The 20,686-nt window shown below is 72.1% G+C and carries 19 protein-coding genes; 2 read left to right on the top strand and 17 right to left on the bottom strand.

Annotation, left to right across the window (positions count from 1 at the left end; genetic code table 11):
* Positions 1-10: 10 nt before the first annotated feature.
* The 17 genes from JJQ90_RS17660 to JJQ90_RS17580 form a co-directional block, all read right to left on the bottom strand.
* Positions 11-1,669, bottom strand: a complete 1,659-nt coding sequence (locus JJQ90_RS17660) for a hypothetical protein (RefSeq protein WP_216877564.1) — start codon at positions 1,667-1,669, stop codon at positions 11-13.
* Positions 1,670-1,862: 193 nt separating this feature from the next.
* Positions 1,863-2,918 (bottom strand): dihydropteroate synthase, encoded by a 1,056-nt coding sequence (gene folP, locus JJQ90_RS17655; protein WP_216877563.1) that lies wholly within the window; start codon positions 2,916-2,918, stop codon positions 1,863-1,865.
* Between the two features lie 129 nt (positions 2,919-3,047).
* Complete coding sequence (gene ftsH, locus JJQ90_RS17650) at positions 3,048-4,973, bottom strand: ATP-dependent zinc metalloprotease FtsH (protein WP_216877562.1); 1,926 nt, start codon at positions 4,971-4,973, stop codon at positions 3,048-3,050.
* Positions 4,974-5,115: 142 nt separating this feature from the next.
* Entirely contained in the window at positions 5,116-6,357 is a 1,242-nt protein-coding gene (gene tilS, locus JJQ90_RS17645; protein WP_216877561.1) for a tRNA lysidine(34) synthetase TilS, read from the bottom strand.
* A 43-nt stretch (positions 6,358-6,400) separates the two neighbouring features.
* The gene (locus tag JJQ90_RS17640) at positions 6,401-7,291 is read right to left on the bottom strand and encodes a hypothetical protein (protein ID WP_230410772.1); all 891 of its coding nucleotides are present in this window, start codon (positions 7,289-7,291) and stop codon (positions 6,401-6,403) included.
* A gap of 145 nt (positions 7,292-7,436) precedes the next feature.
* Positions 7,437-7,916, bottom strand: a complete 480-nt coding sequence (gene pal / locus JJQ90_RS17635; RefSeq protein ID WP_216877559.1) for a peptidoglycan-associated lipoprotein Pal — start codon at positions 7,914-7,916, stop codon at positions 7,437-7,439.
* Positions 7,917-8,064: 148 nt separating this feature from the next.
* Entirely contained in the window at positions 8,065-9,438 is a 1,374-nt protein-coding gene (gene tolB, locus JJQ90_RS17630) for a Tol-Pal system beta propeller repeat protein TolB (RefSeq protein WP_230410771.1), read from the bottom strand.
* On the bottom strand, positions 9,435-10,706 hold the full coding sequence (locus JJQ90_RS17625; RefSeq protein ID WP_216877558.1) for a hypothetical protein: 1,272 nt from the start codon (positions 10,704-10,706) through the stop codon (positions 9,435-9,437). The genes tolB and JJQ90_RS17625 overlap by 4 nt, the downstream gene beginning before the upstream one ends.
* Positions 10,707-10,715: 9 nt before the next feature.
* Positions 10,716-11,198: a protein TolR gene (gene tolR, locus JJQ90_RS17620; protein WP_216877557.1), complete on the bottom strand. Its 483-nt coding sequence runs from the start codon at positions 11,196-11,198 to the stop codon at positions 10,716-10,718.
* 3 nt (positions 11,199-11,201) lie between these two features.
* Positions 11,202-11,960 carry a protein TolQ gene (gene tolQ / locus JJQ90_RS17615; RefSeq protein ID WP_216877556.1) on the bottom strand — a complete coding sequence of 253 codons (759 nt, stop codon included), beginning with the start codon at positions 11,958-11,960 and terminating at the stop codon, positions 11,202-11,204.
* A gap of 76 nt (positions 11,961-12,036) precedes the next feature.
* Positions 12,037-12,471, bottom strand: coding sequence for a YbgC/FadM family acyl-CoA thioesterase (locus JJQ90_RS17610; protein ID WP_216877555.1), 435 nt, complete (start codon positions 12,469-12,471; stop codon positions 12,037-12,039).
* A gap of 7 nt (positions 12,472-12,478) precedes the next feature.
* The gene (gene ruvB, locus JJQ90_RS17605) at positions 12,479-13,534 is read right to left on the bottom strand and encodes a Holliday junction branch migration DNA helicase RuvB (protein ID WP_216877554.1); all 1,056 of its coding nucleotides are present in this window, start codon (positions 13,532-13,534) and stop codon (positions 12,479-12,481) included.
* Positions 13,531-14,157, bottom strand: coding sequence for a Holliday junction branch migration protein RuvA (gene ruvA, locus JJQ90_RS17600; RefSeq protein WP_216877553.1), 627 nt, complete (start codon positions 14,155-14,157; stop codon positions 13,531-13,533). Before ruvA ends, ruvB begins: the two co-directional genes overlap by 4 nt.
* Entirely contained in the window at positions 14,154-14,678 is a 525-nt protein-coding gene (ruvC, locus tag JJQ90_RS17595; RefSeq protein ID WP_216877552.1) for a crossover junction endodeoxyribonuclease RuvC, read from the bottom strand. The genes ruvA and ruvC overlap by 4 nt, the downstream gene beginning before the upstream one ends.
* A gap of 25 nt (positions 14,679-14,703) precedes the next feature.
* Positions 14,704-16,740: an acetate--CoA ligase family protein gene (locus JJQ90_RS17590; protein ID WP_216877551.1), complete on the bottom strand. Its 2,037-nt coding sequence runs from the start codon at positions 16,738-16,740 to the stop codon at positions 14,704-14,706.
* A complete protein-coding gene (locus JJQ90_RS17585) occupies positions 16,737-17,519 on the bottom strand; it encodes an enoyl-CoA hydratase/isomerase family protein (RefSeq protein ID WP_216877550.1) in 783 nt (260 codons plus the stop codon). Before JJQ90_RS17585 ends, JJQ90_RS17590 begins: the two co-directional genes overlap by 4 nt.
* Before the next feature lie 14 nt (positions 17,520-17,533).
* Positions 17,534-18,520: a Bug family tripartite tricarboxylate transporter substrate binding protein gene (locus tag JJQ90_RS17580; RefSeq protein WP_216877549.1), complete on the bottom strand. Its 987-nt coding sequence runs from the start codon at positions 18,518-18,520 to the stop codon at positions 17,534-17,536.
* A 139-nt stretch (positions 18,521-18,659) separates the two neighbouring features.
* On the opposite strand from JJQ90_RS17580, the gene JJQ90_RS17575 reads away from it, so the two are divergent.
* Together JJQ90_RS17575 and JJQ90_RS17570 are read left to right on the top strand one after the other, a co-directional pair.
* Complete coding sequence (locus JJQ90_RS17575) at positions 18,660-19,514, top strand: LysR family transcriptional regulator (RefSeq protein ID WP_230410770.1); 855 nt, start codon at positions 18,660-18,662, stop codon at positions 19,512-19,514.
* A gap of 70 nt (positions 19,515-19,584) precedes the next feature.
* Entirely contained in the window at positions 19,585-20,682 is a 1,098-nt protein-coding gene (locus tag JJQ90_RS17570; protein WP_216877547.1) for an ABC transporter ATP-binding protein, read from the top strand.
* The last annotated feature ends 4 nt before the right edge of the window (positions 20,683-20,686 follow it).

The following is a 20,686-nucleotide window of genomic DNA, read 5'->3' as shown; positions in this document are numbered from 1 at the left end:
GAAGCGCCGGTCAGGGCGTCGCCATGCGCTCCAGCACCAGCCGGCCGCCATCCAGCCGCTTTCCGGCCCGGGTGACCACGAAATTCTGCTCCGGCAGGGTGATGATGACGCGGTTGCCGGCAATCTCCTCATAGCTGCCGGCCACGGTCAGGTCGCGGCCGGCATGGGTCGCCAGCACCCGGGTCGCATCGAGGAATTCCAGTTCCAGCGTGCCATCCAGCGCCCGGTAGCGGCGCCCGATGAGCGGCCCGGCCTCCCGCGCCGCTTCCGCCGCGACCTCCGCCGCCCGCGCGGCCCGCGCCGCCTCCTGCCTGGCATGTTCGGCGGCGGCGGCGGCGGCGAGTTCATTCGCGATCGTCTGCTGGCGGGCGGCGATCACCGCCTGGTAGCGGCCGCCGGCCTCCGGCAGGGCCTCCACCAGGTCACGCAGGAAGCGGGGCGGTCGCCCCAGGTTCCGGAGCGTGGTCTCATCGGCCGGGCGGCTTTCCAGGAAGGCCACGAAGGCCGGCAGGGCGGCATCGGCCAGGGCCGTCACCGCCTGCCGCGATTCCGCGGCGAAGCGCCGCGCCAACTCCGCGCCACCATGCCGTTCCAGCCCCGCCGTGACCTCCTGCATCAGGTGCAGGGCTCGCGGCAGCCGGTTCATATCCCGCGGCAGGGCCGCGATCTCCGCCAGGGCCGCCTCCGCCGCGACGGGGGCGAGCGGTGCGGCGCGGGCGGCGATGGTCGCATCCAGCGCCGCCCGCCGGACCTCCGGCAGGGCGGCATAAGCAGAGTCATCGGACAGGGCGGCAAGCCATAGGAAGCCATCGGCATCGGCGGGCGCCGCCGCGATCCGTTCTTCCAGCGTCTTTTCGATTTCCACCAGGATCGCCAGGCGCCGTGCCGCCGTCGCCTCGGCCAGGGCCGCGCGGCCCGCCTCATCCAGCGCGTCGCGCAGCGCCGGCGGCGGACCCCGATCGAGTTGAACCAGCCCGTCAGGGCGACCGGGCAGCTCGGCCAGGGCGTCGATCAGCGACTGGCGCAGCGCGACCCGACGGCTGGCAAGCTGCGCCTCCACCGCCGGGCGCAGCAGCGAATCGATGTCGGGGGGCAGAAGAAAGGGCACGCTTCCCACTGCGGCCCGCGCCGGCCGGATGAGGGCTGGCGGCATGCCGCGCAGGGTGGCCATCGCCATCCGGTAGCCGGCCGGGTTGCCCGCGGCGGGCAGCGCCGCGAGGAAGGGCATGATCTGCGGCGCGAAGGGCTGGGCTTCCAGCTCGGCCAGCGCCTGGGTCAGCGCCCGCCGGCTGCGGCCGCGCTGGGTCAGCAGCCACTGGGTCTGCTGCGCGATCTGGCCCGCCTGGCCGAGAAGGTTGCGCTGGCTCCGGCCCTCCGGCTGCATCGAACACCGGCCAATGATGCGCCCGGCCTCCTGGGCCTCCGCCTCCGTCCAATCCTCCACCGGCTTTCCGAAGGTCTCGGTCGTGACCGGCGCGCGCATCAGGCCAGGCAGGACCTGTTCACCAATGCCGCGCCCGCCGAGCCGCAGGGTGAGGCCGGCATGCTGGTTCACCTGTTCCGCCCATCGCACGAGAGCGGTGCAATCCGGCACACGCCATTCGGCGCGCGCGGGGCTGGCCAACAGCAGGCAAGGGAGGATGAAAAGGCGAAGGCTGAGCGGCGTCATGCCGGGCTCCCTGCGCTGTGGCGGCCCATGCCGCGTCGTGGCGGCGCATTGGGTCGGGCCTGGGCCGGTGGCACTCCTGCGCGCCGTGGGCTGGCCCGGTTACGGAACATACCGTTTTTCGCGTAACCGAACCGCCTTTCGAAGACAACCCGAAAATCCGCCGCCTGGTCCCGGCGCCCAGGGACCCGCGCGGTCAGTCCTCGTCCTCCTCCGCACCGCCGGACAGGCCCTGCCAGACGGCCAGCGCCTGCGCCGTTTCCGCCACATCATGCACCCGCAACATCGCCGCCCCCCGCGCCCCCCCCGCCAGCGCCGCGGCGACCGAGGCGGCGACGCGCCGCGACGGCGTCTCGACGCCGGCCAGCGTGCCGAGGAAGCGCTTGCGGCTGGCGCCGAAGACGATGGGGCAGCCGATGCCGGCCAGCAGCGGCAGGCGCTCGATCAGCGCCAGGTTGTGCGGCACGCGCTTGCCGAAGCCGATGCCGGGGTCGATCGCCAGCCTGTCGCGCGGCAGGCCCAGCCGTTCGGCCGCTGCCACCCGATCGGCCAGGAACTGCGCCACCTCCAGCGCCACATCGCCATAGCGCGGGTCCTGCTGCATGGTGCGGGGGTCCTCCCCCAGCATGTGCATCAGGATCACGCTGGCCTCCGACCGCGCCAAAACGCGGGCCGCCGCCGGGTCGTGGCGCAGCGCCGTGATGTCGTTGACGATCTCCGCGCCTGCTTCCAGCGCCGCCAGCATGGTCGCCGCATTGCGGGTATCGACGCTGATGGTCGCGGCCTTGGCCAATTCACGGATCACCGGCAGCACGCGCCGGCATTCCTCCTCCGGCGGCACGGGGTTGGAGCCGGGGCGCGTGCTCTCCCCGCCGATATCCAGCAGGTCGGCCCCGGCCTCCAGCATGGCATGGCCGGCGGCGATCGATTCCGCCACGCCGCGCCCGCCATCCGAGAAACTGTCGGGCGTGACGTTGATGATGCCCATCACCAGCGGCCGACCGGCCTCGCAGGGCATTTCCAGCCCGGCGAAGCGCGGAAGCGGCCGGGTCAGGGCCAGCACCTTCGCCTGCCAGGCCTCCGGCACATCGGAGAGCGGCAGCGGGGTGGGCGGCACATCCGCGCCGATCAGCCGCACCAGGGTGAAGGCCAGCGGCCCACCCGCCAGTGGCAGGGCAAGGTCCACCGCCAGCGCCGCGGCGGCCGCCTGGCCATCGACCAGCCCGAGCGGCTCGACCCATGTTTCATTCACGACTCGGGGTTCCCCAATGGCACCGGCCGGGAACGATGCCCCGGCCGGGCAGGTGGTCCAAGCACTCTATGGCTGGAATCGAAACGGCCCGCCGAGGCGGGCCGTTCCAGCGACTGGTGAAAAGGCGGTTCAGACGCCCGGCTGCGGCGAAAGCCCCGGACCGGCGCTGGGACGCGGCGTTGGCCGGCCGCTGGTCGGCACGCTGCCACGGCCCTGGTTCACCGGCTCATCCGGGCGGACCCGGACGATCGGCTCGCCCTTGATGATGAGCTTGATCTCGTCGCCGGAGATGGTCTCGTGCTCCAGCAGGCCCTTGGCCAGCAGGTGCAGCTCGTCGACATTCTCCGACAGCACCTTGGTGGCGCGGGCATAGGCGCCGTCGATGATGCTGCGGATTTCGCCGTCGATCTTCCGGGCGGTTTCCTCCGACAGGTTCTTCGACTGCGTCACGCTATGGCCGAGGAACACTTCCTGGTCGTTCGAGCCATAGGCGATCATGCCGAGATTCTCGGACATGCCCCATTCGGTCACCATCCGGCGGGCCATGTCGGTCGCCATCTTGATGTCGCCTGAGGCGCCGTTGGAGACCTTGTCCGGGCCGAAGATAAGCTCTTCGGCGACCCGGCCGCCCATCGCCATGGCGAGCTCGGCCTTCATCTTGGACTTGTGCTTGGAATAGCGGTCACCGGCCGGCAGGGACATCACCAGGCCCAGCGCGCGACCGCGCGGGATGATGGTGGCCTTGTGGACGGGGTCGCATTCCGGCTCATGCATCGCGACCAGGGCGTGGCCGGCCTCGTGATAGGCGGTCATCCGCTTCTCATCCTCGGACATGACCAGGCTGCGGCGCTCCGCACCCATCATGACCTTGTCCTTGGCCGCCTCGAACTCCGCCATGCCGACGGTCCGGCGCCCGGTGCGGGCCGCCAGCAGCGCCGCCTCGTTTACCAGGTTGGCGAGGTCGGCGCCCGAGAAGCCCGGCGTGCCGCGCGCGATGGTCTTCGGCTCCACGTCAGACGCCAGCGGCACCTTGCGCATATGGACCCGGAGGATCTTCTCGCGGCCGTTCACGTCGGGGTTCGGCACCACGACCTGGCGGTCGAAGCGGCCCGGGCGCAGCAGGGCGGGGTCCAGCACGTCCGGCCGGTTGGTCGCGGCGATGATGATGACGCCCTCGTTCGACTCGAAGCCGTCCATCTCCACCAGCATCTGGTTCAGCGTCTGCTCACGCTCATCATTGCCGCCGCCGAGGCCGGCGCCGCGGTGACGGCCCACGGCATCGATTTCGTCGATGAAGATGATGCAGGGGGCGTTCTTCTTGCCCTGCTCGAACATGTCGCGCACGCGGCTGGCGCCAACGCCCACGAACATCTCGACGAAGTCGGAGCCCGAGATGGTGAAGAAGGGCACGTTGGCCTCGCCGGCGATGGAGCGCGCCAGCAGCGTCTTGCCGGTGCCGGGGGGGCCGACCAGCAGCACGCCCTTCGGAATCTTGCCGCCCAGCCGCTGGAACTTCTGGGGGTCGCGGAGGAATTCCACGATCTCCTCGAGTTCGGACTTCGCTTCCTCGATGCCCGCGACGTCGTCGAAGGTGACGCGGCCCTGCTTCTCGGTCAGCAGCTTGGCCTTGGATTTCCCAAAACCCATGGCCCGGCCGCCGCCGCCCTGCATCTGGCGCATGAAGAAGATCCAGACGCCGATCAGCAGCAGCATCGGGAACCAGGAGATCAGGATCTGGAACAGCGGATTGACGTCCGACTCCTCCGGCCGCGCCACCACGCGCACGCCCTTATCCGTCAGGCGGCTGACCAGCTGCGGGTCTTCCGGCGTGAAGGTTGAGAAGCTGCGCCCGTCGCTGAGCTGGCCGGTGACGGTGCGGCCCTGGATGGTGACATCCCGGACATGGCCGGCATTCACCTCATTCAGGAAATCCGAATAGGCGACCTGTTGCGCCGCCCGGGTGCCGCCATTCGATGGCTGGAACAGGTTGAACAGCGCCACCAGCAGCAGCGCCACGATGACCCACAGCGCCAGATTCCGGCCAAAATTATTCACGTTTGCATCCCTTTGGGGCTAACCCGGATGAACTTCGCCAGCCCGCGAAGAATGGGCCGCCACACACTCACAGATAGGTGCGACCAGGCCGGCTTCCATCCCGTTAAATGCAACCACGCGAATGGACCCCGGCCAACCGGCCTCACCCCGCCGCGCCGGCCAGCGGCGCGAAGCGCAGCCGGATGCCGAGGCGGATGTCGGAAGAAGGATAGGCCAGTGCGGGCACGGCGACCAGCACAGTGTCACGCCAGAGCGCCGGCAGGGTCCGTGCCACCGCCGCCGGCAGCCCGGCCGGGCGCGCCATGCCGGCCGCCGCCGCGCCCAGCGCGCCCAGCGCGCCCAGCATCAGCCCGGGCGGCGCGCTGCCACTCAGCCGGAAGCGCCCATCCCACAGCGCCCCGTCCCGCGCGGGAATCGCCGGCGCCATCGCCGCAGCCTCCCGCAGCAGCAGCCCGCCGCGCACCAGCCGTGCCCCCCCGAGCGTGCCCGCGCCCCGCGCCAGCAGGCCCCTGACGGCGGTGATGGAGGGCGCATAGGCGGCGCCCGCGACCATCCGGACCAGCCCGGCAAGGGCCGCCGCGCCCAGGGCATCCTGGCCGAGCGCCTTCATATCGATGCGGACGAAGCCGTGCTCGGAAATGGTCGCCGCCGCCGCCAGCCGCGCCGCCACGACCGAATCCTGGGCTTGGCGGCGGCGGGCGAAGGCATCGGCGGCGGCCTCCAGCGCCGCGACCCCTGCCCCCTGCCCCGCCGGATCGGCCAGCGCCGCCCGCAGCCGGGCGCGGGTGAAGCGCGGATCGGCATTGGAAGGGTCTCGCAGCGGCACGAGGCCGGCCGCCGCCACCACCGCCTCCAGCCGCGCCGGCGCCACGCCGAGCAGGGGGCGGATCAGCAGGGCGGCGCCGGCCGTGCGCGCCGCCGCCATGCCGGCCAGCCCCACCGGCCCGCTGCCAGCCAGCGCCCGCAACAGCAGGGTTTCCGCCTGGTCCGCCCGGTGCTGGCCGAGCGCCACCCAGCCGGCACCGACCTCCGCCGCCAGCCCCAGCAGCGCCGCCAGCCGGCCATCCCGCGCCCGCGCCTGCGCCGCCGCCCCGGGCGCGAGGCCGAGCGACAGGATGCGGGCGGCGATGCCCTGCCCGGCCAGCCAGGCCGCGACCCGCGCTGCCTCCGCCGCGCTTTCCGGCCGCAGCCCGTGATCGACGATGCCCGCCAGCAGCGCCCCGCCACGCATCCGCAGCCAGCGCGCCAGAAGCAGCGCTAGGGCCAGGCTGTGCGGCCCGCCGGAGACACCCGCGATGAGGAAGGGAGAGGGACCGAAAGGCCCGAGCGGCGCCATGGCGGCGTCGAAGTCGCGCGCCGAGAGCGGCGCGTTTACTAAATTCAAATTATCGTGATAATCTCTAGACCCAGCCCCGGCGGCGTCCGGATCACCGGCATTGGGCACGGCGCCGCGCCTCGGTCGCGCGTGTCGCGGTCGGCCCGCTCAGATTGGGGAAACGGCCGCGCAGGTCGTTGAGCTGGGCGCAGGCATCGCGGTTGTTGTTCAGGCCGATCAGCGCATTGGCGACGCCGACCATGGCCTCCGGCGCCCGGCTGCCACGCGGGTTGCGGCGGAAGGCATCGTCAAAGGCCACCGCGGCACCGGCGAAGTCGCGCTTTCCCGCCAGGGCATTGCCGAGCAGGATCTGCGCATCCAGCGCGCGGGCCGTGTCGCGTGCCGCGATCACCTCCCGCGCCGCGGCCTCGGCGGCGGCCCAGTCGCGCCGGCCGAGCGCGGTCTGGCCCTCGGCCAGGGCGCGCTGTGGCGTACGCGGGGCGGCGGCGGGCGGCGCGGGGGGCGGCGTGGCGGCGGCCACCGGGGCAGCCGGCGCGCCGGGGCGGGCCGGCGGCGCGGCATTGCCCTGGCGCTGCCCTTCAAGCTGCTGCAGGCGGAAATCCATATCGCCTTCCAGCTTCTCCAGCCTTTCCTGCAAAGCGCGGGCACGGAAATCGGCTTCGTCGGCACGACCCCGCAGGTTGCGCAGGTCTTCCTCCATCCGCTGCACACGCTCCAGCAGTGACCCCACGAGGTCGCCCTGTGGCGCGCCACCCGGCGCGGTGGGCCGGCCGCCGAGGGCGGAAGGTGCGGGTTGCGGTGCCGGCAGGCCGGCGGCGGGGCCGGCGCGGCGCAGTACCTCCATCTCCTGCCGCAACTGCAGGATCTGGTTCTGCAGGGCGATGCCTTCGCGGCTTTCCATCTGGGCCGATGCGGGCAGCGGCGTCGCCATGGCCGCGATCGCCATCGTGGCGCCGAACAGGGCGGATCGGATCAGGCGCATGGCGGGCTCCTTCATTCATGCCGGGGACGCCAGACCCGGATACGGCAGCACCGCATCCGGGGCCAGGGTCACGCCAGGGAAGTTGCCGTGATCGAGGCGGCCATGATCGGGCGCGGCGCCGTCACCGGCGCCGCCCCCGATTGGCTCAGCGCACCACCGTGACGGCGCGGCGGTTCTGCGACCAGGCCTGCTCGTTCGAGCCGAGCGCGGCCGGGCGGTCCTTGCCGTAGGAGATGGTGTCGATGCGCGCCGGGGCGACGCCGCCGGCCACCAGCACGTCGCGCGCCGAATTGGCACGGCGCTGGCCGAGCGCCAGGTTGTATTCGCGCGTGCCGCGTTCGTCGGCATGGCCTTCCACGGCGATCTGCACCTGCGGGAAGCGCTGCAGCCAGCCGGCCTGACGGTCCAGCACGGTGCGCTGGTCGGCGCGGATCGTCACGCGGTCCGTGTCGAAGAAAACGCGGTCGCCGATATTGGCCACCAGGTCTTCCTGGCTACCCGGGCGCGGGCCGGTGGCGGTGGTCTCGGCGCCACCGCCGGTCGCGGCGGAGGATTGCTCGGTGCCGCTGCCGCAGGCAGCGAGCAGGGCCACGGCGGCAAGCGCGCCGAGGAGCTTGGTGGTCATCGGATCGGGATCCTTCAGGGTTGGGCGGCGAAGCAGGTCGGGGCGGCCGGCTTCGGGCGCGATATGATCAACTATTTGTGCGGCAGCAACATGGCAGACGCCGCATTGCCACCGCATTGGTGCCGTCGAAACAGTAAATAACACATGCTCAGGACAGCAACGGGCTCCAGGCCGGATCGGATGCATCGGTCGGTGTCACGATCTGGCGTTCATTGAAGCCGGCGATGTCGATCTGCGCGAGGCGGGACGAATAGCCGCCACCCCGCGAATCGCGCGCCGCCGTCTCACGGTAGAAAGCCAGCACGCGGCCATTCGGCGCAAAGGTCGGGCCTTCCATCGACCAGCCCTCGCTCAGGATCCGCTCCCCGGACCCATCCGGCCGCATCACGCCAATGGCGAACTGGCCGCCGGCCATGCGGGTGAAAGCGATCAGGTCGCCGCGTGGCGACCAGACCGGCGTGGCATAGCGCCCATTGCCGAAGGAGATGCGTCGCGCGCCCCCGCCATCGGCGGACATGACATAAAGCTGCTGGTCGCCGCCCCGGTCCGAATTGAACACGATCTGCGTGCCGTCCGGCGAATAGCAGGGCGAGACATCCAGCGACCCGCCGGAGGTGAGCTGCCTTTCGCGGCGGGAGGCGATGTCGACGACGAAGATATTGGCATCGCCGCCACGGCTGGCCGAAAGGATCACGCTGCGCCCATCGGGCGCAAAGCGCGGGCTGAAGGTCATGCCGCCGAAGCTGCCCAGCACCTGCTGCTGGCCACTGTCCAGGTTGAACAGATAGACCCGCGGCTGGTTGCGGAAATAGGACATGAAGGCGACCTGGCGCGCCGTCGGGTGGAAGCGCGGCGTCAGGGCCTGGAAGCTGCCATCGGTCAGGAAGCGGTGGTTCTCGCCGTCCTGGTCCATCAGCGCCATGCGCCGCGTGCGGCGGTCGCGCGGACCGCTTTCGGCCACATAGACGAGCTGCGTGTCGAAATAGCCCTTCTCGCCCAGCAGACGCTCATAGATCACGTCGCTGATGAGATGCGCGATGCGGCGCCACTGCGCGGCCGGGGCGGTGAAGGCGGTGCCCTGAAGCTGGCTGTCGGCCAGCACGTCCCACAGCCGGAATTCCACCCGCAGGCGACCGCCCGATTCCTCCACCCGGCCGGTGGTCAGCGCATGGGCGCCGATCACGCGCCAGTCCTGGAAGCGCGGATTGGCCGCGGCCGTCTCCGGCGTCTGGATGAAGGCCTGCCGGTCCACCGGCCGGAACAGGCCGGAATTGCGCAGATTGGCCTGGATGACACGTGCGATGTCGCGGCCGACGCGCTGCGCATCGGGGCTGGCGCCGGCCATGTCGGGCACGGCGATCGGCACCGGATCGGTGCGCGCCCGCGTCACGTCGATGACCGTGGTCTGGGTGGAGGCCGCCTGCTGGCCCAGGGCGAAATCCGGCAGCAGGCTGGCCACCACCAATCCACCCGCGCCCGCGAACACCCTGCGCCGCGTGAAGCCGAAAGCCGGCATGGTCATCGCAGAAATCCCCTCGGCGAGAAATTGAACTGGAAGCGGTTCTCACCCGCCTGCAAGCGCCCGGCCGGAACCGGCAGCGGGCTGCAGGCCGGGTCGAGCAGCGCGCGCCGCGCCTGCTCATATAACGCACGGGCGCGCGCTTCGCTCGGCACGCCATCGGGTCCGGGCAACACATTTCGGATGATTCCGCCGCGATCGACGATCGCGACCAGGCTGACCCGCATCTCCGACAGGCCGAGCATGCCCTGGTCGACGCGCCAGCATTCGCCCACCCGCTCACCCACCGCCGCGCGTTCCCCCGCATTCAGCAGGTCCGTCGCATTCGGCGCGCCGCCGGGCGCGGAGGGGCGGGCCTGCTGCGGCGTCGGCCGTGCGGTGGGTGGGCGGTTGGCCGCCTGCTGCTGGCGCAGGCGTTCAATCGTGTTGAGCACGCTGGTCGAACGTTCCTCCGGCCGTGCCACCGGCGGGGTGGTGCTGGTGCCGGGCGTCGTCACCGGGGTGGGCGGCCGCGGCGCCGGGGGGGGCGGCAGCGGCACGGCGGTCTGCGCCGGAGGCGCATTGGCCGGCGCGGCCGGCGCAGCGGCGGCCGGGGCCGGCGGCGCGGGCGGGGTCGGGGCCGGCGGAGTCGGGCGCGCCTGGGCCGGGGTGGCGGGCGCGGCCGGCGGCGGCCGGGCCGGTGCGGGCGGCGCCGGGTTGGGGGCCATCGGGGCCGGCGATGGCGGCGGCGGCGGCGGAATCGGCAGCGGCTCAGCCGGCGCGGGCGGCGGCGCGGAGGCTGCGGGGCGTGGCGTCGCGGGCGCCGGCGGCGATGGCGCCGGGGCGGCGGCCTGGGGCGGCGCGGCCGGGCGCGGTGCCGTCACCGGCGGGCTGGCCGGCGCGGCGGGCGGCGGCGGCGCAAGGGCAGGCGCGGTCGGGCCGGGCACCGGCCGCGCGGCGGGGGCCGGCGGCGGCGGGGGCGGCGGCGGGGTCGGCTGCGGCGGCGCGTTGGTCGGCGCATCCGGGGTCGGCGGCATCGGCGCGGGATCGGGCGGCGCCGGCACGGCCGGAGTGGGCGCGGCCGGGCCGGGCTGCTCGCCCTGCGCCTGGGACGGGGCCTCGGGCGAGGCGAATTCCACCGAGACCGCCATTTCCACCGGCGGCGGCAGCGGCCTCACATAGCCATAGAGAAGCCCGGCGACGCCCAGCGCCACATGCAGGCCGAGCGAAATCGCCGCCCAGCGCCGCAGCGCGCGGTCATCATCCCCGGGCAGGAAGGTGGTGGCACTCAAGGCCGGGCCTCAGCGCCCCGCCGGACGGGCGGCGGCGCCCTGGGGCGCTTCGGCGAGCAGCGCGACGCGGGAGAAGCCGGCGGAGCTGACCGTGCCCATCACCTCCATCACCCGGCCATAGCTGATGGCGCGGTCGCCGCGCACGTAGATGCGGCGTTCCGGCTGGCCCGGCTGGCGCTGGTTGCTGTCCATGATGGCGCGGAGTTGCGGCACCAGCGCCTCCATCGTCACCTCCGTCTCCTGCAGGAAGACGCGGCCTTCGGCGGTGACGGAAATGGTCAGCGGTTCCTGTTCCTGGTTGAGGTTGCTGGCCTGGGTGCGGGGCAGGTCCACCGGCACGCCGACCGTCAGCATCGGCGCCGCCACCATGAAGATGATGAGCAGCACCAGCATCACATCGACCAGCGGCGTGACGTTGATCTCGCTCATCGGCCGATAGGCGCCACGGCGCCCACCGCCGCCCTTCCTGCCGCCGAAGACCCCACCGGCCATGGTTCAGCCCTCCACGGGCTGGCGCGCCGGGGCGGGGCGGGCGGGTTCCGCCGCAGCCTCCGACTGGCGGGACAGGATGGCGCCGAATTCGGCGGAGAAGGCCTCCAGCCGCCCGCCGAAGCGGCCGAGGTCGGTGGCCAGCTTGTTGTAGGCGATGGTGGCGGGAATCGCTGCGACCAGGCCGATCGCCGTGGCGAACAGCGCCTCCGCGATGCCCGGCGCCACCACGGCCAGGCTGGTCGACTGCATGCCGGCGATGGCCGAGAAGCTGTTCATGATGCCCCAGACGGTGCCGAACAGGCCGATGAAGGGCGCGGCGGAGCCGACGGTGGCCAGGAAGACCATCCAGCGTTCCAGCCGGTCCATCTCCCGCTGGATGGCGACCGACATGGCGCGCTCCACCCGTTCCTTCATGCCGGTGACCGCGAGGTCGCTGGTCATGCCGCGGCCGGTGGACCGGCGCCATTCGCGCATCGCCGCGCCGAAGACGGCGGCCATGGGGTTGGTGGGCTGCTCGCCTTCCTGGTTGAACAGCTCCTCCAGGCTGCCGCCCGACCAGAAACGATCCTCGAAGGCGTTCGCGGCGCGGTTCACCCGGCGCAGCGAGGTCATCTTCTCGAAGACGATCGCCCAGACCCAGACGGAGGCCAGCAGCAGCGAAAGCATGACGGCCTTCACCACCCAGTCCGCCTGGAGGAACAGCGCCCAAAGCGACAGGTCGTGGGCCACCGGTGCCAGGGCCTGCGCGGTCACATTGCCCAAAGCCGTCACTCCTCATCCATACGCCGGGCCAAGCCCGGCTCGGCCTCATCCATCCGCCGGGCGCTGCCCGGCTGCCTCAGTCCGAGGCGGCCATCAATCCCGCAAACGCCTCCCGCCAAGGGGCGGGCAGGCGGGTTGGCCGCATTCCATCCGCGCGGACACAGACCAGACCCACCTGGAGCCTGGCCAGCACCGCCTCATCCACCGCCCGCAGCACCGCCTGGTCCAGGTCGAGCGTGGCGGCCCCGAAATCCCTCACCCGAGTCGTGACGCGCAACGCCTCATCAAGCCGGGCGGGCGCCACATACTCCACTTCAATGCGCCGCACCACGAGCATCGCATTGTAACGCTCCATCATAACTGCATGGGGCAAGTGCATGTCACGCAAGGATTCGGTCCGCGCCCGTTCGGCCCATTTCAGGTAGTTGGCGTGATAGGCGATGCCCCCCGCATCGGTGTCGTCGAAATAGACGCGCATCTCGTGGCGATGTTCTGTCGCATTCTTGACCATGGCGCGATCAATCCGGCGGGTCGGAGGCCAGGGACCCGCCCAGCAGGTCGAGCTGCGCCGCGACCGAGGATGGCGGCATCAGCCCCAGATGCCGCCAGCCGGGTTCCCCCAGCATCCGGCCGCGCGGGGTGCGCAGCACCAGGCCTTCCTGGATGAGGAAGGGCTCCACCACCTCCTCCAGCGTATCCCGGCTTTCGGCGAGCGCCGCGGCCAGCGTCTCCACCCCCACCGGCCCGCCATTATGGTGTTCCGCGATGCGGCGGAGGTAGCGGCGGTCCTGGGCGTCGAGGCCCAGCGCATCCACCTCCAGCCGCAGCAGCGCGCCATCCACCATGGGGCGGTCGGCGGCGCGGCCGGAGACCAGGGCGAAATCCCGGATGCGGCGCAGCAGCCGGCCGGCGACGCGCGGCGTGCCGCGGGAGCGTTTGGCGATTTCCAGCGCGCCATCCTCGGTCAGGGCGAAACCCAGCTTCTCGGCGCCCCGCCGGACGATCAGCAACAGTTCCTCCACCTCATAGAATTGCAGCCGCAGCGGAATCCCGAAGCGGTCGCGCAGCGGCTGGGTCAACAACCCGGCGCGGGTGGTGGCCCCCACCAGGGTGAAGGGCGGCAGGTCGATACGCACGGTGCGCGCCGCCGGCCCCTCCCCGATGATGAGGTCGAGGCAGTAATCCTCCATCGCCGGATAGAGCGTTTCCTCGATGGCCGGCTGAAGGCGGTGGATCTCGTCCACGAACAGCACGTCGCGCGGCTGGAGGTTGGTCAGGATCGCCGCCAGGTCCCCCGCCCTTTGCAGGATCGGGCCGGAGGTCGCCCGGAAGCCGACGCCCAGTTCGCGGGACACGATTTGTGCGAGCGTGGTCTTGCCGAGGCCCGGCGGGCCGAACAGCAGCACATGGTCCATCGCCTCCGCGCGCTGCCGCGCCGCGCCGATGAAGACGTGCAGGTTCTCGCGCAGCGGCTTCTGGCCGATGAAGTCCGACAGGGTCTGGGGACGAAGGCTGCCCTCGGCGCCGTCCTCCTCCTGCCGCGCGCCGGCCGTCAGGCGGTCCTCGTCACTCATCGGGGCGCCATCTCCTTCAGCGCCTCGGTGATCAGCGCGGCGAGCTGGGCGTCATCGCCCAGGCGGCGGGCGCCACGGGCGACGGCGGCCGCGGCTTCCGGGCGCTTCCAGCCGAGGTTGACCAGGGCCGAGACGGCATCCGCCTGCGGGCCAGCGGGTTCGGGGGCCAACACCGCCTCCCCTGCGCCGACGCCATCCGCATCGGGCATGGCGCGGCCGACCGCCCATTTCTGCATCGCCGGCTCGTCCACGATGCGGGTGGCGGTGGCGGCGCCGAGCCCCTTCACATCGGCCAGCCGCTTGCGTTCCTTGGCGGCGATGGCCCGGGCGAGGTCCCCGGGGGTGAGGCCCGACAGCACCAGCAGCGCCTTCTGCGGCCCGACCGTCTTCACCTCGATCAAGGCGAGGAAGGCATCACGCTCCGTCGCGTCGAAGAAGCCGAACAGGGTGATGGCGTCCTGGCTGACGCGGGTTTCCACCAGCAGCTTCTGGACGCCTTCCTTCGCCGTGAGGCGGTCCAGCGTCTTACGGGAGCAATGCACCAGGTAGCCGACGCCGTTGACGTCGAACACGCAGGCGCCGTCCTCGACGGAGTCGACCAGGCCGCGCAGGGAGCCGATCACGACGCCGCCCTCGCCACCGCCGCCGAAAAGGCGTTCCGGGTGGAACGGTGATGCGCGTGGCAGATGGCGATCGCCAGCGCATCCGCGGCATCCGCGCGCTTGAAGGTGACCCCGGGCAGCAGGTGCCGGACCATGGCCTGGACCTGTTCCTTCGCCGCATGGCCATTGCCGACCACGGCGCGCTTCACCTCCATCGCGCCATATTCCCGCACCACCAGCCCGGCCAGGGCCGGCGCCAGCAGCACCACGCCGCGCGCCTGGCCGAGTTTCAGCGCCGATTCGGGGTTGCGGGCGACATAGGTGTGCTCGACGGCCGCCTCATCCGGCGATTGCGCGGCGATGACCTCCGCCAGGCCGTTGTGCAGCGTCAGCAGGCGATGATGCAGGTCATCCTTGGCATGGGTGGAGATGACACCCTCCGCGCAGAACCGCAGCCGGTAGCCGTCATGCTCCACCAGCCCCCAGCCGGTGTGCTGGAGGCCGGGGTCGAGGCCGAGGATGCGAATCGGGCGGGGTGCCATGCCCCTTCATAGCAGAAGGCCGGCCCTACCCCAGCACCGCCAGCCCATCCGCCGCCCGCACCCCCTGCCCTTCCGGCAGGACGAAAAGCGGGTTGATCTCCGCCTCCAGCAGCCGCTCGCCCAGCGATTCCCCCATGCGGGAAAAGGCGAGTACGGCGTCCACCAGCGCCGGCACGTCGGCCGCCGGCGCGCCCCGGAAGCCGGCGAGCACGCGGGCGATCTTCAAGCCGCGCACCATCGCCTCCGCGTCGGATCGGGACAGCGGCAGCATCCGGAGTTGGGTATCGCCGAACACTTCCGCCGCCGTGCCGCCGGCGCCGAGCAGCACGGCGCTGCCCAGATGCGGATCGCGGACGAGCCCCAGAATCATCTCGATGCCGCCGCGGATCTGTTCCTGCACCAGCAGGCCCTCGGCCTCGGGCAGCTTTTGCAGAAGGGCCGCGCCGACCTCTGCCACGCGGTCGGGCGTGACGTTCAGCACCACGCCGCCGATGTCGGACTTGTGGGCCAGGTCGCGCGCCAGCAGCTTCACCACCAGCCGCTCGCCCAGGCCGGCGGCTGCGGCCTGGGCGGCTTCCGGCGTCGCCGCCGAAACCTCCCGCGTCGCGGCGATGCCGAAATAGGCGAACAGGGCCTTGCTCTCCGCCTCGTTCAGCTTGCCGCGGGGCATGCTGGGCGGTGTCTCGGCCGCAGAGGGCGTGAACAGCGCGGGAAGCGGGCGGGCGAGCGCGGCCAGAATGGCGGCGATACCCTCCGGCGTCGTGCTGGCGGGCACGCCGCGCGCATTCAGCCCGGCGGCGATCGCGGGCGCATGCGGGCTGACATAGGCGATGACCGGCTTTGGCGAGTCACCCCGTGCTTCCAGCATGGCATCGGCCACGAGTTCCGGCTGCGCCAGGGCGGAACTGCCGACGACGACCACCAGCGAGTCATAACCGTCGCTGTCCAGCAGCGTGCGGATGGCACCGCGGAACAGGTCGGGCCGCACGCCGGCGAGGGTGACGTCCACCGGATTGCCGACCGGCGCCTCGCCCAGCAGCGCGGCGAGCTTTTCGCGCACGCCGGCATCCGGCGCCGGCAGGCTGCCACCGGCGAGGCCCACGGCATCGGCCACCAGCGCGCCGGCACCGCCGGTCGAGGTCAGGACGGCGACCCGGAACCCAGCGGCGCGGCGGCCCTGGGCCAGCGCGGCCGGGACTTCGAGCAGGTCGGAAAACCGCTCCGCCCGGATCACGCCGAGGCCGGCGAAGAAGGCATCATACATCCGGTCCGCCCCGGCCATGGCGCCGGTGTGGGAGATGGCGGCCAGCGCCCCGGCCTCGGAGCGGCCGACCTTGAAGGCGACGACGGGCTTGCCGGCCGCCGCGGCACGCAGGGCTGCGGCGCGGAAGCGCGCGGGGTTGCGCAGCCCTTCGAGATACAGCGCGATGGCGGTGGTCGCGGGGTCGTCGACCAGCGCGTCCAGCGCCTCGGCGACCTCGATATCGCCCTCGTTGCCGGTGGCGATCAGCTTGGCGAAGCCGATGCCCGCCGCGGCGCCGCGCGACAGCAGCGCCCCTAGGATGCCGCCGGATTGCGAGACCACCGAAAGCCCACCGGGCGGCAGGTTCTCGAATTCCAACGCGCCGGAGGCACTGAGCACGATGTGGTCGGAAAGGTTCACCACGCCGATGGTGTTCGGCCCCAGCAGGCGCATGGACCCGGCGGCGCGCTTCAGGGCGGATTGCTTCTCCGCGCCTTGCTCGCCCGTCTCGCCATAGCCGCCGGCCAGCACGATGGCGGCCTGGCAGCCCTTCGCGGCCAGGTCCCGCACCGCCTGTTCGGCCCGTTCCGGCCCTACCAGCACGATGCCCACATCCGGCGCGCCAGGCAGGCTGGCGACATCCTTGTAGCAGGGCAGCCCGGCGATCTCGGTGGCGCGCGGATTGACCGGCCAGACATCGCCCGCAAAGCCGTGCCGCAGCAGGTAGCCCACGGGCCGACCGCCGGTCTTGGTGGCGTCGGCGGAAGCGCCGACCACCGCCACGCTGCGTGGCCGCAGCAGCGCCTGAAGCGCGCTCACTTCTTCGACTTCTCAAGGAAGGCGGCGACGGAGGCGCGGTGTTCGGCCGTGGTGTAGCAGATGGCCTGGGACTGGCTGCCGATGGCCAGCACGTTTTCGAACGTGCTCTCCAGGCTGCGGTCCAGGGTCGCCTTGGCCAGCGCCAGGGCCGCGATGGAATGGGTGCCCATCTGCGCCGCCCATTCCTGCGCCGCCGTGGCAAGGTCGGCATCCGGCACCACGCGATCGGCCAGGCCGATGCTCAGCGCCTCCGCCGCATCGACGCGGCGCGCGGTGAAGACGAGCTCCTTGGCCCGGGCCAGCCCGACGCGGCGGGGCAGGAAGTACATGCCGCCGCCATCCGGGATCAGCCCACGGGCCAGAAAGCTCATGGTGAAGCTGGCGGACTCCCCGCAGAGCAGAAAATCGCAGGCCAGCGCCACATCGGCGCCGAGGCCGGCGGCCGGGCCGTTCACCGCGGCGATGACCGGCTTCGGCATGTGGTGCAGCAGCGTCACCGCGCGGTGGGTGCGCGCCTGGCGTCGCCAGCCATTGATGGCGACATCCTCGGGCGGCGCTTCCAGCCGGTTCTTCATGCCGCGCACATCGCCGCCGGCACAGAAGGCCGTGCCGGCGCCCGTGACGACCAGCGCCTTGATCGCGGGGTCCGCCGCCACCGCTTCCAGCGCCTCGATCATCTCGCCGCGCATGGCGTCATCAATGGCGTTGCGCACCTTCGGCCGATTCAGCGTCAGCGTGGCGATGCCGCTGTCGGTGCTGAGGAGGATGGCGTCGGACATATTGACGAAAACCCTTACTGGACGCGGAGGTTGGCGCGCTCGACCACGCGCGACCAGCGCTCACGATCCGAGGCGAGAAGGCGGGTGAAATGCGCGGGCTCGGGGCTCGGCGCGATCTCATCGACGCCGGAGGCGATCAGGCGGCGCTTCACATCCTCCTGGTTGATGGCGGCGACGGCGGCGGCATGCAGCACGGCGATGCGGTCCGGCGGCGTCGCGCCCGGGGCCAGGAAGCCATACCAGGTGGAGCTGTCCAGCTCGGGAAAGCCCTGCTCCACGCTGGTGGAGAGATTGGGCAAGGCGACGCTGCGCGACTGGCCGGCAATGGCGATGGCGCGGATCTTATCCGCCTCGATATGCGGCTGAAGCGGTGCGGAGGCATTGGTCAGCAGGTCGAGCCGCCCGGCGATCAGGTCGTTCAGGGCCGGGCCGGTGCCGCGATAGTGGATCGGCTCCATCTCGATCCCCAGCACCACGCCGATCATCGCGCCCAGCGCATGGCCATTGGTGCCGACGCCCGGCGTGCCGAAGCGCAGCGGCTCCCCCCGCGCCTTCGCCAGCGCCTGCAGCTCGCGGAGATTCGTGGCCCGCACGCTGGGATGCACGGTGATGACGTTGGGCGAGGCGCCGAGATAGGCGACCGCGGCGAAATCCTTCACCGGATCATAGGGCAGCCGCGCCTGCACGAGCGACGAGATGACGAAGCTGCCGGAGCCGGCCAGCAGGATGGTGTGGCCATCGGGCTCCGCCTTCGCCACCGCGTCATTGCCCAGAAGGCCGCCGGCACCGCCGCGATTCTCCACGACAACCGGCTGGCCCAGGCGCTGCGCCATCACATCGGCCAGCAGGCGCCCGACCACGTCGTTGCTGCCACCGGCGGTGAAGGGGATCACCATGCGGACCGGGCGGTTCGGGAAGGCCTGGGCGGCGGCGCCGCGCGGCAGGATGGCGGGGGCGGCCAAAGCGGCGAGCCCGAGCAGGGCGTCTCTCCGGTTGAGCATGGATATGTCCTCCAAGGGTTGGCGGGCCTTCAGACGGGTCCGCGCTGGAATTGTATCTGGCCCGGGCACGCCGGTGATGCCAGCCTGGAATCCTTGCCCTACCCCAAGCTGAGTTTATGCTAGGTCAATGCCGGACCCCATGCCCCCCCTCGCCGCGCTGCGCACCTTCGCCCTGGTGGCGGAGACCGGCAGCCTGACCGCCGCCGGCGCCCGGCTGAACCTGACCCAGCCCGCCATCAGCCGGCGCATCCGGGAATTGGAGGCGGCGCTGGGCGTGACGCTGGTGCATCGCGGCGCCAATGCGCTGCGCCTGACGGAGGACGGCCTGCGCTATGCCGCCGCGCTGCAGCAGGCCTTCGCCGGCATCGCCGCCGCCACGCTGGAATTGCGCGGCACCGCCGCCGCGCCGCTGCGCATCCGCGCCTATACCACCTGGGCGATGCGCTGGCTGATCCCCCGCCTGCCCCGCTTCCGCGCCCGGCATGAGGGGCTGGAGGTGGAGGTGGTGACCTCCACCAGCCCCGCCGTGGACTTCGCGCGGGAGGGGCTGGACGCCGCGATCCGCACCGCACCCGCCGGCACGCCGCCCGTGCGCGGCGCGGTGCGGTTGCAGGCGGTGCATGTGGCCCCCTTCGCCGCCCCCGCCGCCGCGCGCCAGGGGCTGGACCGCCTGACCTGGCTCGGCAGCCGGGTGCGGCCGCGCGACTGGGGAAGCTGGTGCGCCGCCGCCGGCCTCGCCCCGCCCGCCGCGCCGCCCTTGCTGTTCGAGAGCACCTCGCTGGCGATCCAGGCGGCGCTGGAGGGGCTGGGCGTGGTGATCTGCACGCCGGACTTCGTGGAGGAGGAGGTGCGCCGCCGCCGGCTGCGGCGCCTTTCCCCGGTCTCCGCCGCGACCGGCGACCATTACTGGCTGCTGCTGCCCCCCGGCCCGCCACGCGGTGGCGGCGAGGCCTTCCGCGACTGGCTGCTGGAGGAGGCGCGCGCGGGGCGCTGAGCCGTCCCGTGTCACGCAAACGCAACGCCACCGTCATCGGCACGTCGCGGGGCGCGGCTAAACGCCGCCCATGTCCACAGCCACCGCCTCCCGCGGCGAAATCCGCCTGCGCAGCCTCGCCAAGACCTTCGACACGATGCGGGCCCTGGATGAGGTGAGCCTGGTGGCGGCGCCTGGCCGTTTCGTCGTGCTGCTCGGGCCTTCGGGCTGCGGCAAGTCGACCCTGCTGCGCGTGCTGGCGGGGCTGGAGGCGCCGACGCAGGGCGAAGTCTGGATCAATGGCCGCGACGCCACCGCCCTGCCGCCGGCCGCGCGCGGCATCGCCATGGTGTTCCAGTCCTACGCGCTGTTCCCGCATCTGTCGGTCGCGGAGAACATCGTTTTTGGCCTGCGCGCGCGCGGTGTCGCGAAGGCGGAACGGGCAGCGCGTCTGACGCGAACGGCGGGGATGATGGGGCTCGCCGGGCTGCTGGACCGCCGGCCCTCGCAGCTTTCGGGCGGGCAGCAGCAGCGCGTGGCGCTGGCGCGCGCCGTGGTGGCGGAAGCGCCGATCTGCCTGATGGACGAGCCTCTCTCCAACCTCGACGCCAAGCTGCGGACCGAGATGCGGCGGGAGATCCGCGCGCTGCAGCAGCGGCTCGGCATCACCATGGTCTATGTGACCCACGACCAGGCCGAGGCGATGAGCATGGCCGACCAGGTCGTGCTGATGCGCGATGGCCGCATCGAGCAGGATGCGACGCCGGCCGAGTTCTATGCCCGCCCCGCCACCACCTTCGCCGCCAGCTTCATTGGCACCCCGCCCATGTCGCTTCTGCGCCTGACGCAGGGCGCCCAGGGCGCGGAGGTGGCGGGCGCGCCCGGCTTCGCGGTGGCGCCCGCCAATGCCGCCGGCGCCACGCTCGGCATCCGGCCGGAGGAGGTGACGCCGACCGACGGCGCCGGCCTGCCGGTGCGCGTGATGGCCGCGGAATTCCTGGGCGCGGAGACGGTGCTGGCCTGCGCGGTGGGCGACGGTGCGGAGGTGATGCAGGCGCGCATCCCCGGCCACCACGCCTTGCCCGCCGGCACCACCCTGCGCCTGCGCCTGCCACCGGCGCTGCATCTGTTCGACGCCACCAGCGGCCGGCGCCTGCCGGAACCGGTGCGCGAAACCGCCTTTGCCTGAAACA

Origin of the sequence: Falsiroseomonas oleicola, assembly GCF_019029495.1 — a bacterium.
Lineage (GTDB): Bacteria > Pseudomonadota > Alphaproteobacteria > Acetobacterales > Acetobacteraceae > Falsiroseomonas > Falsiroseomonas oleicola.
This window is presented reverse-complemented; position numbering and strand designations above follow the sequence as displayed.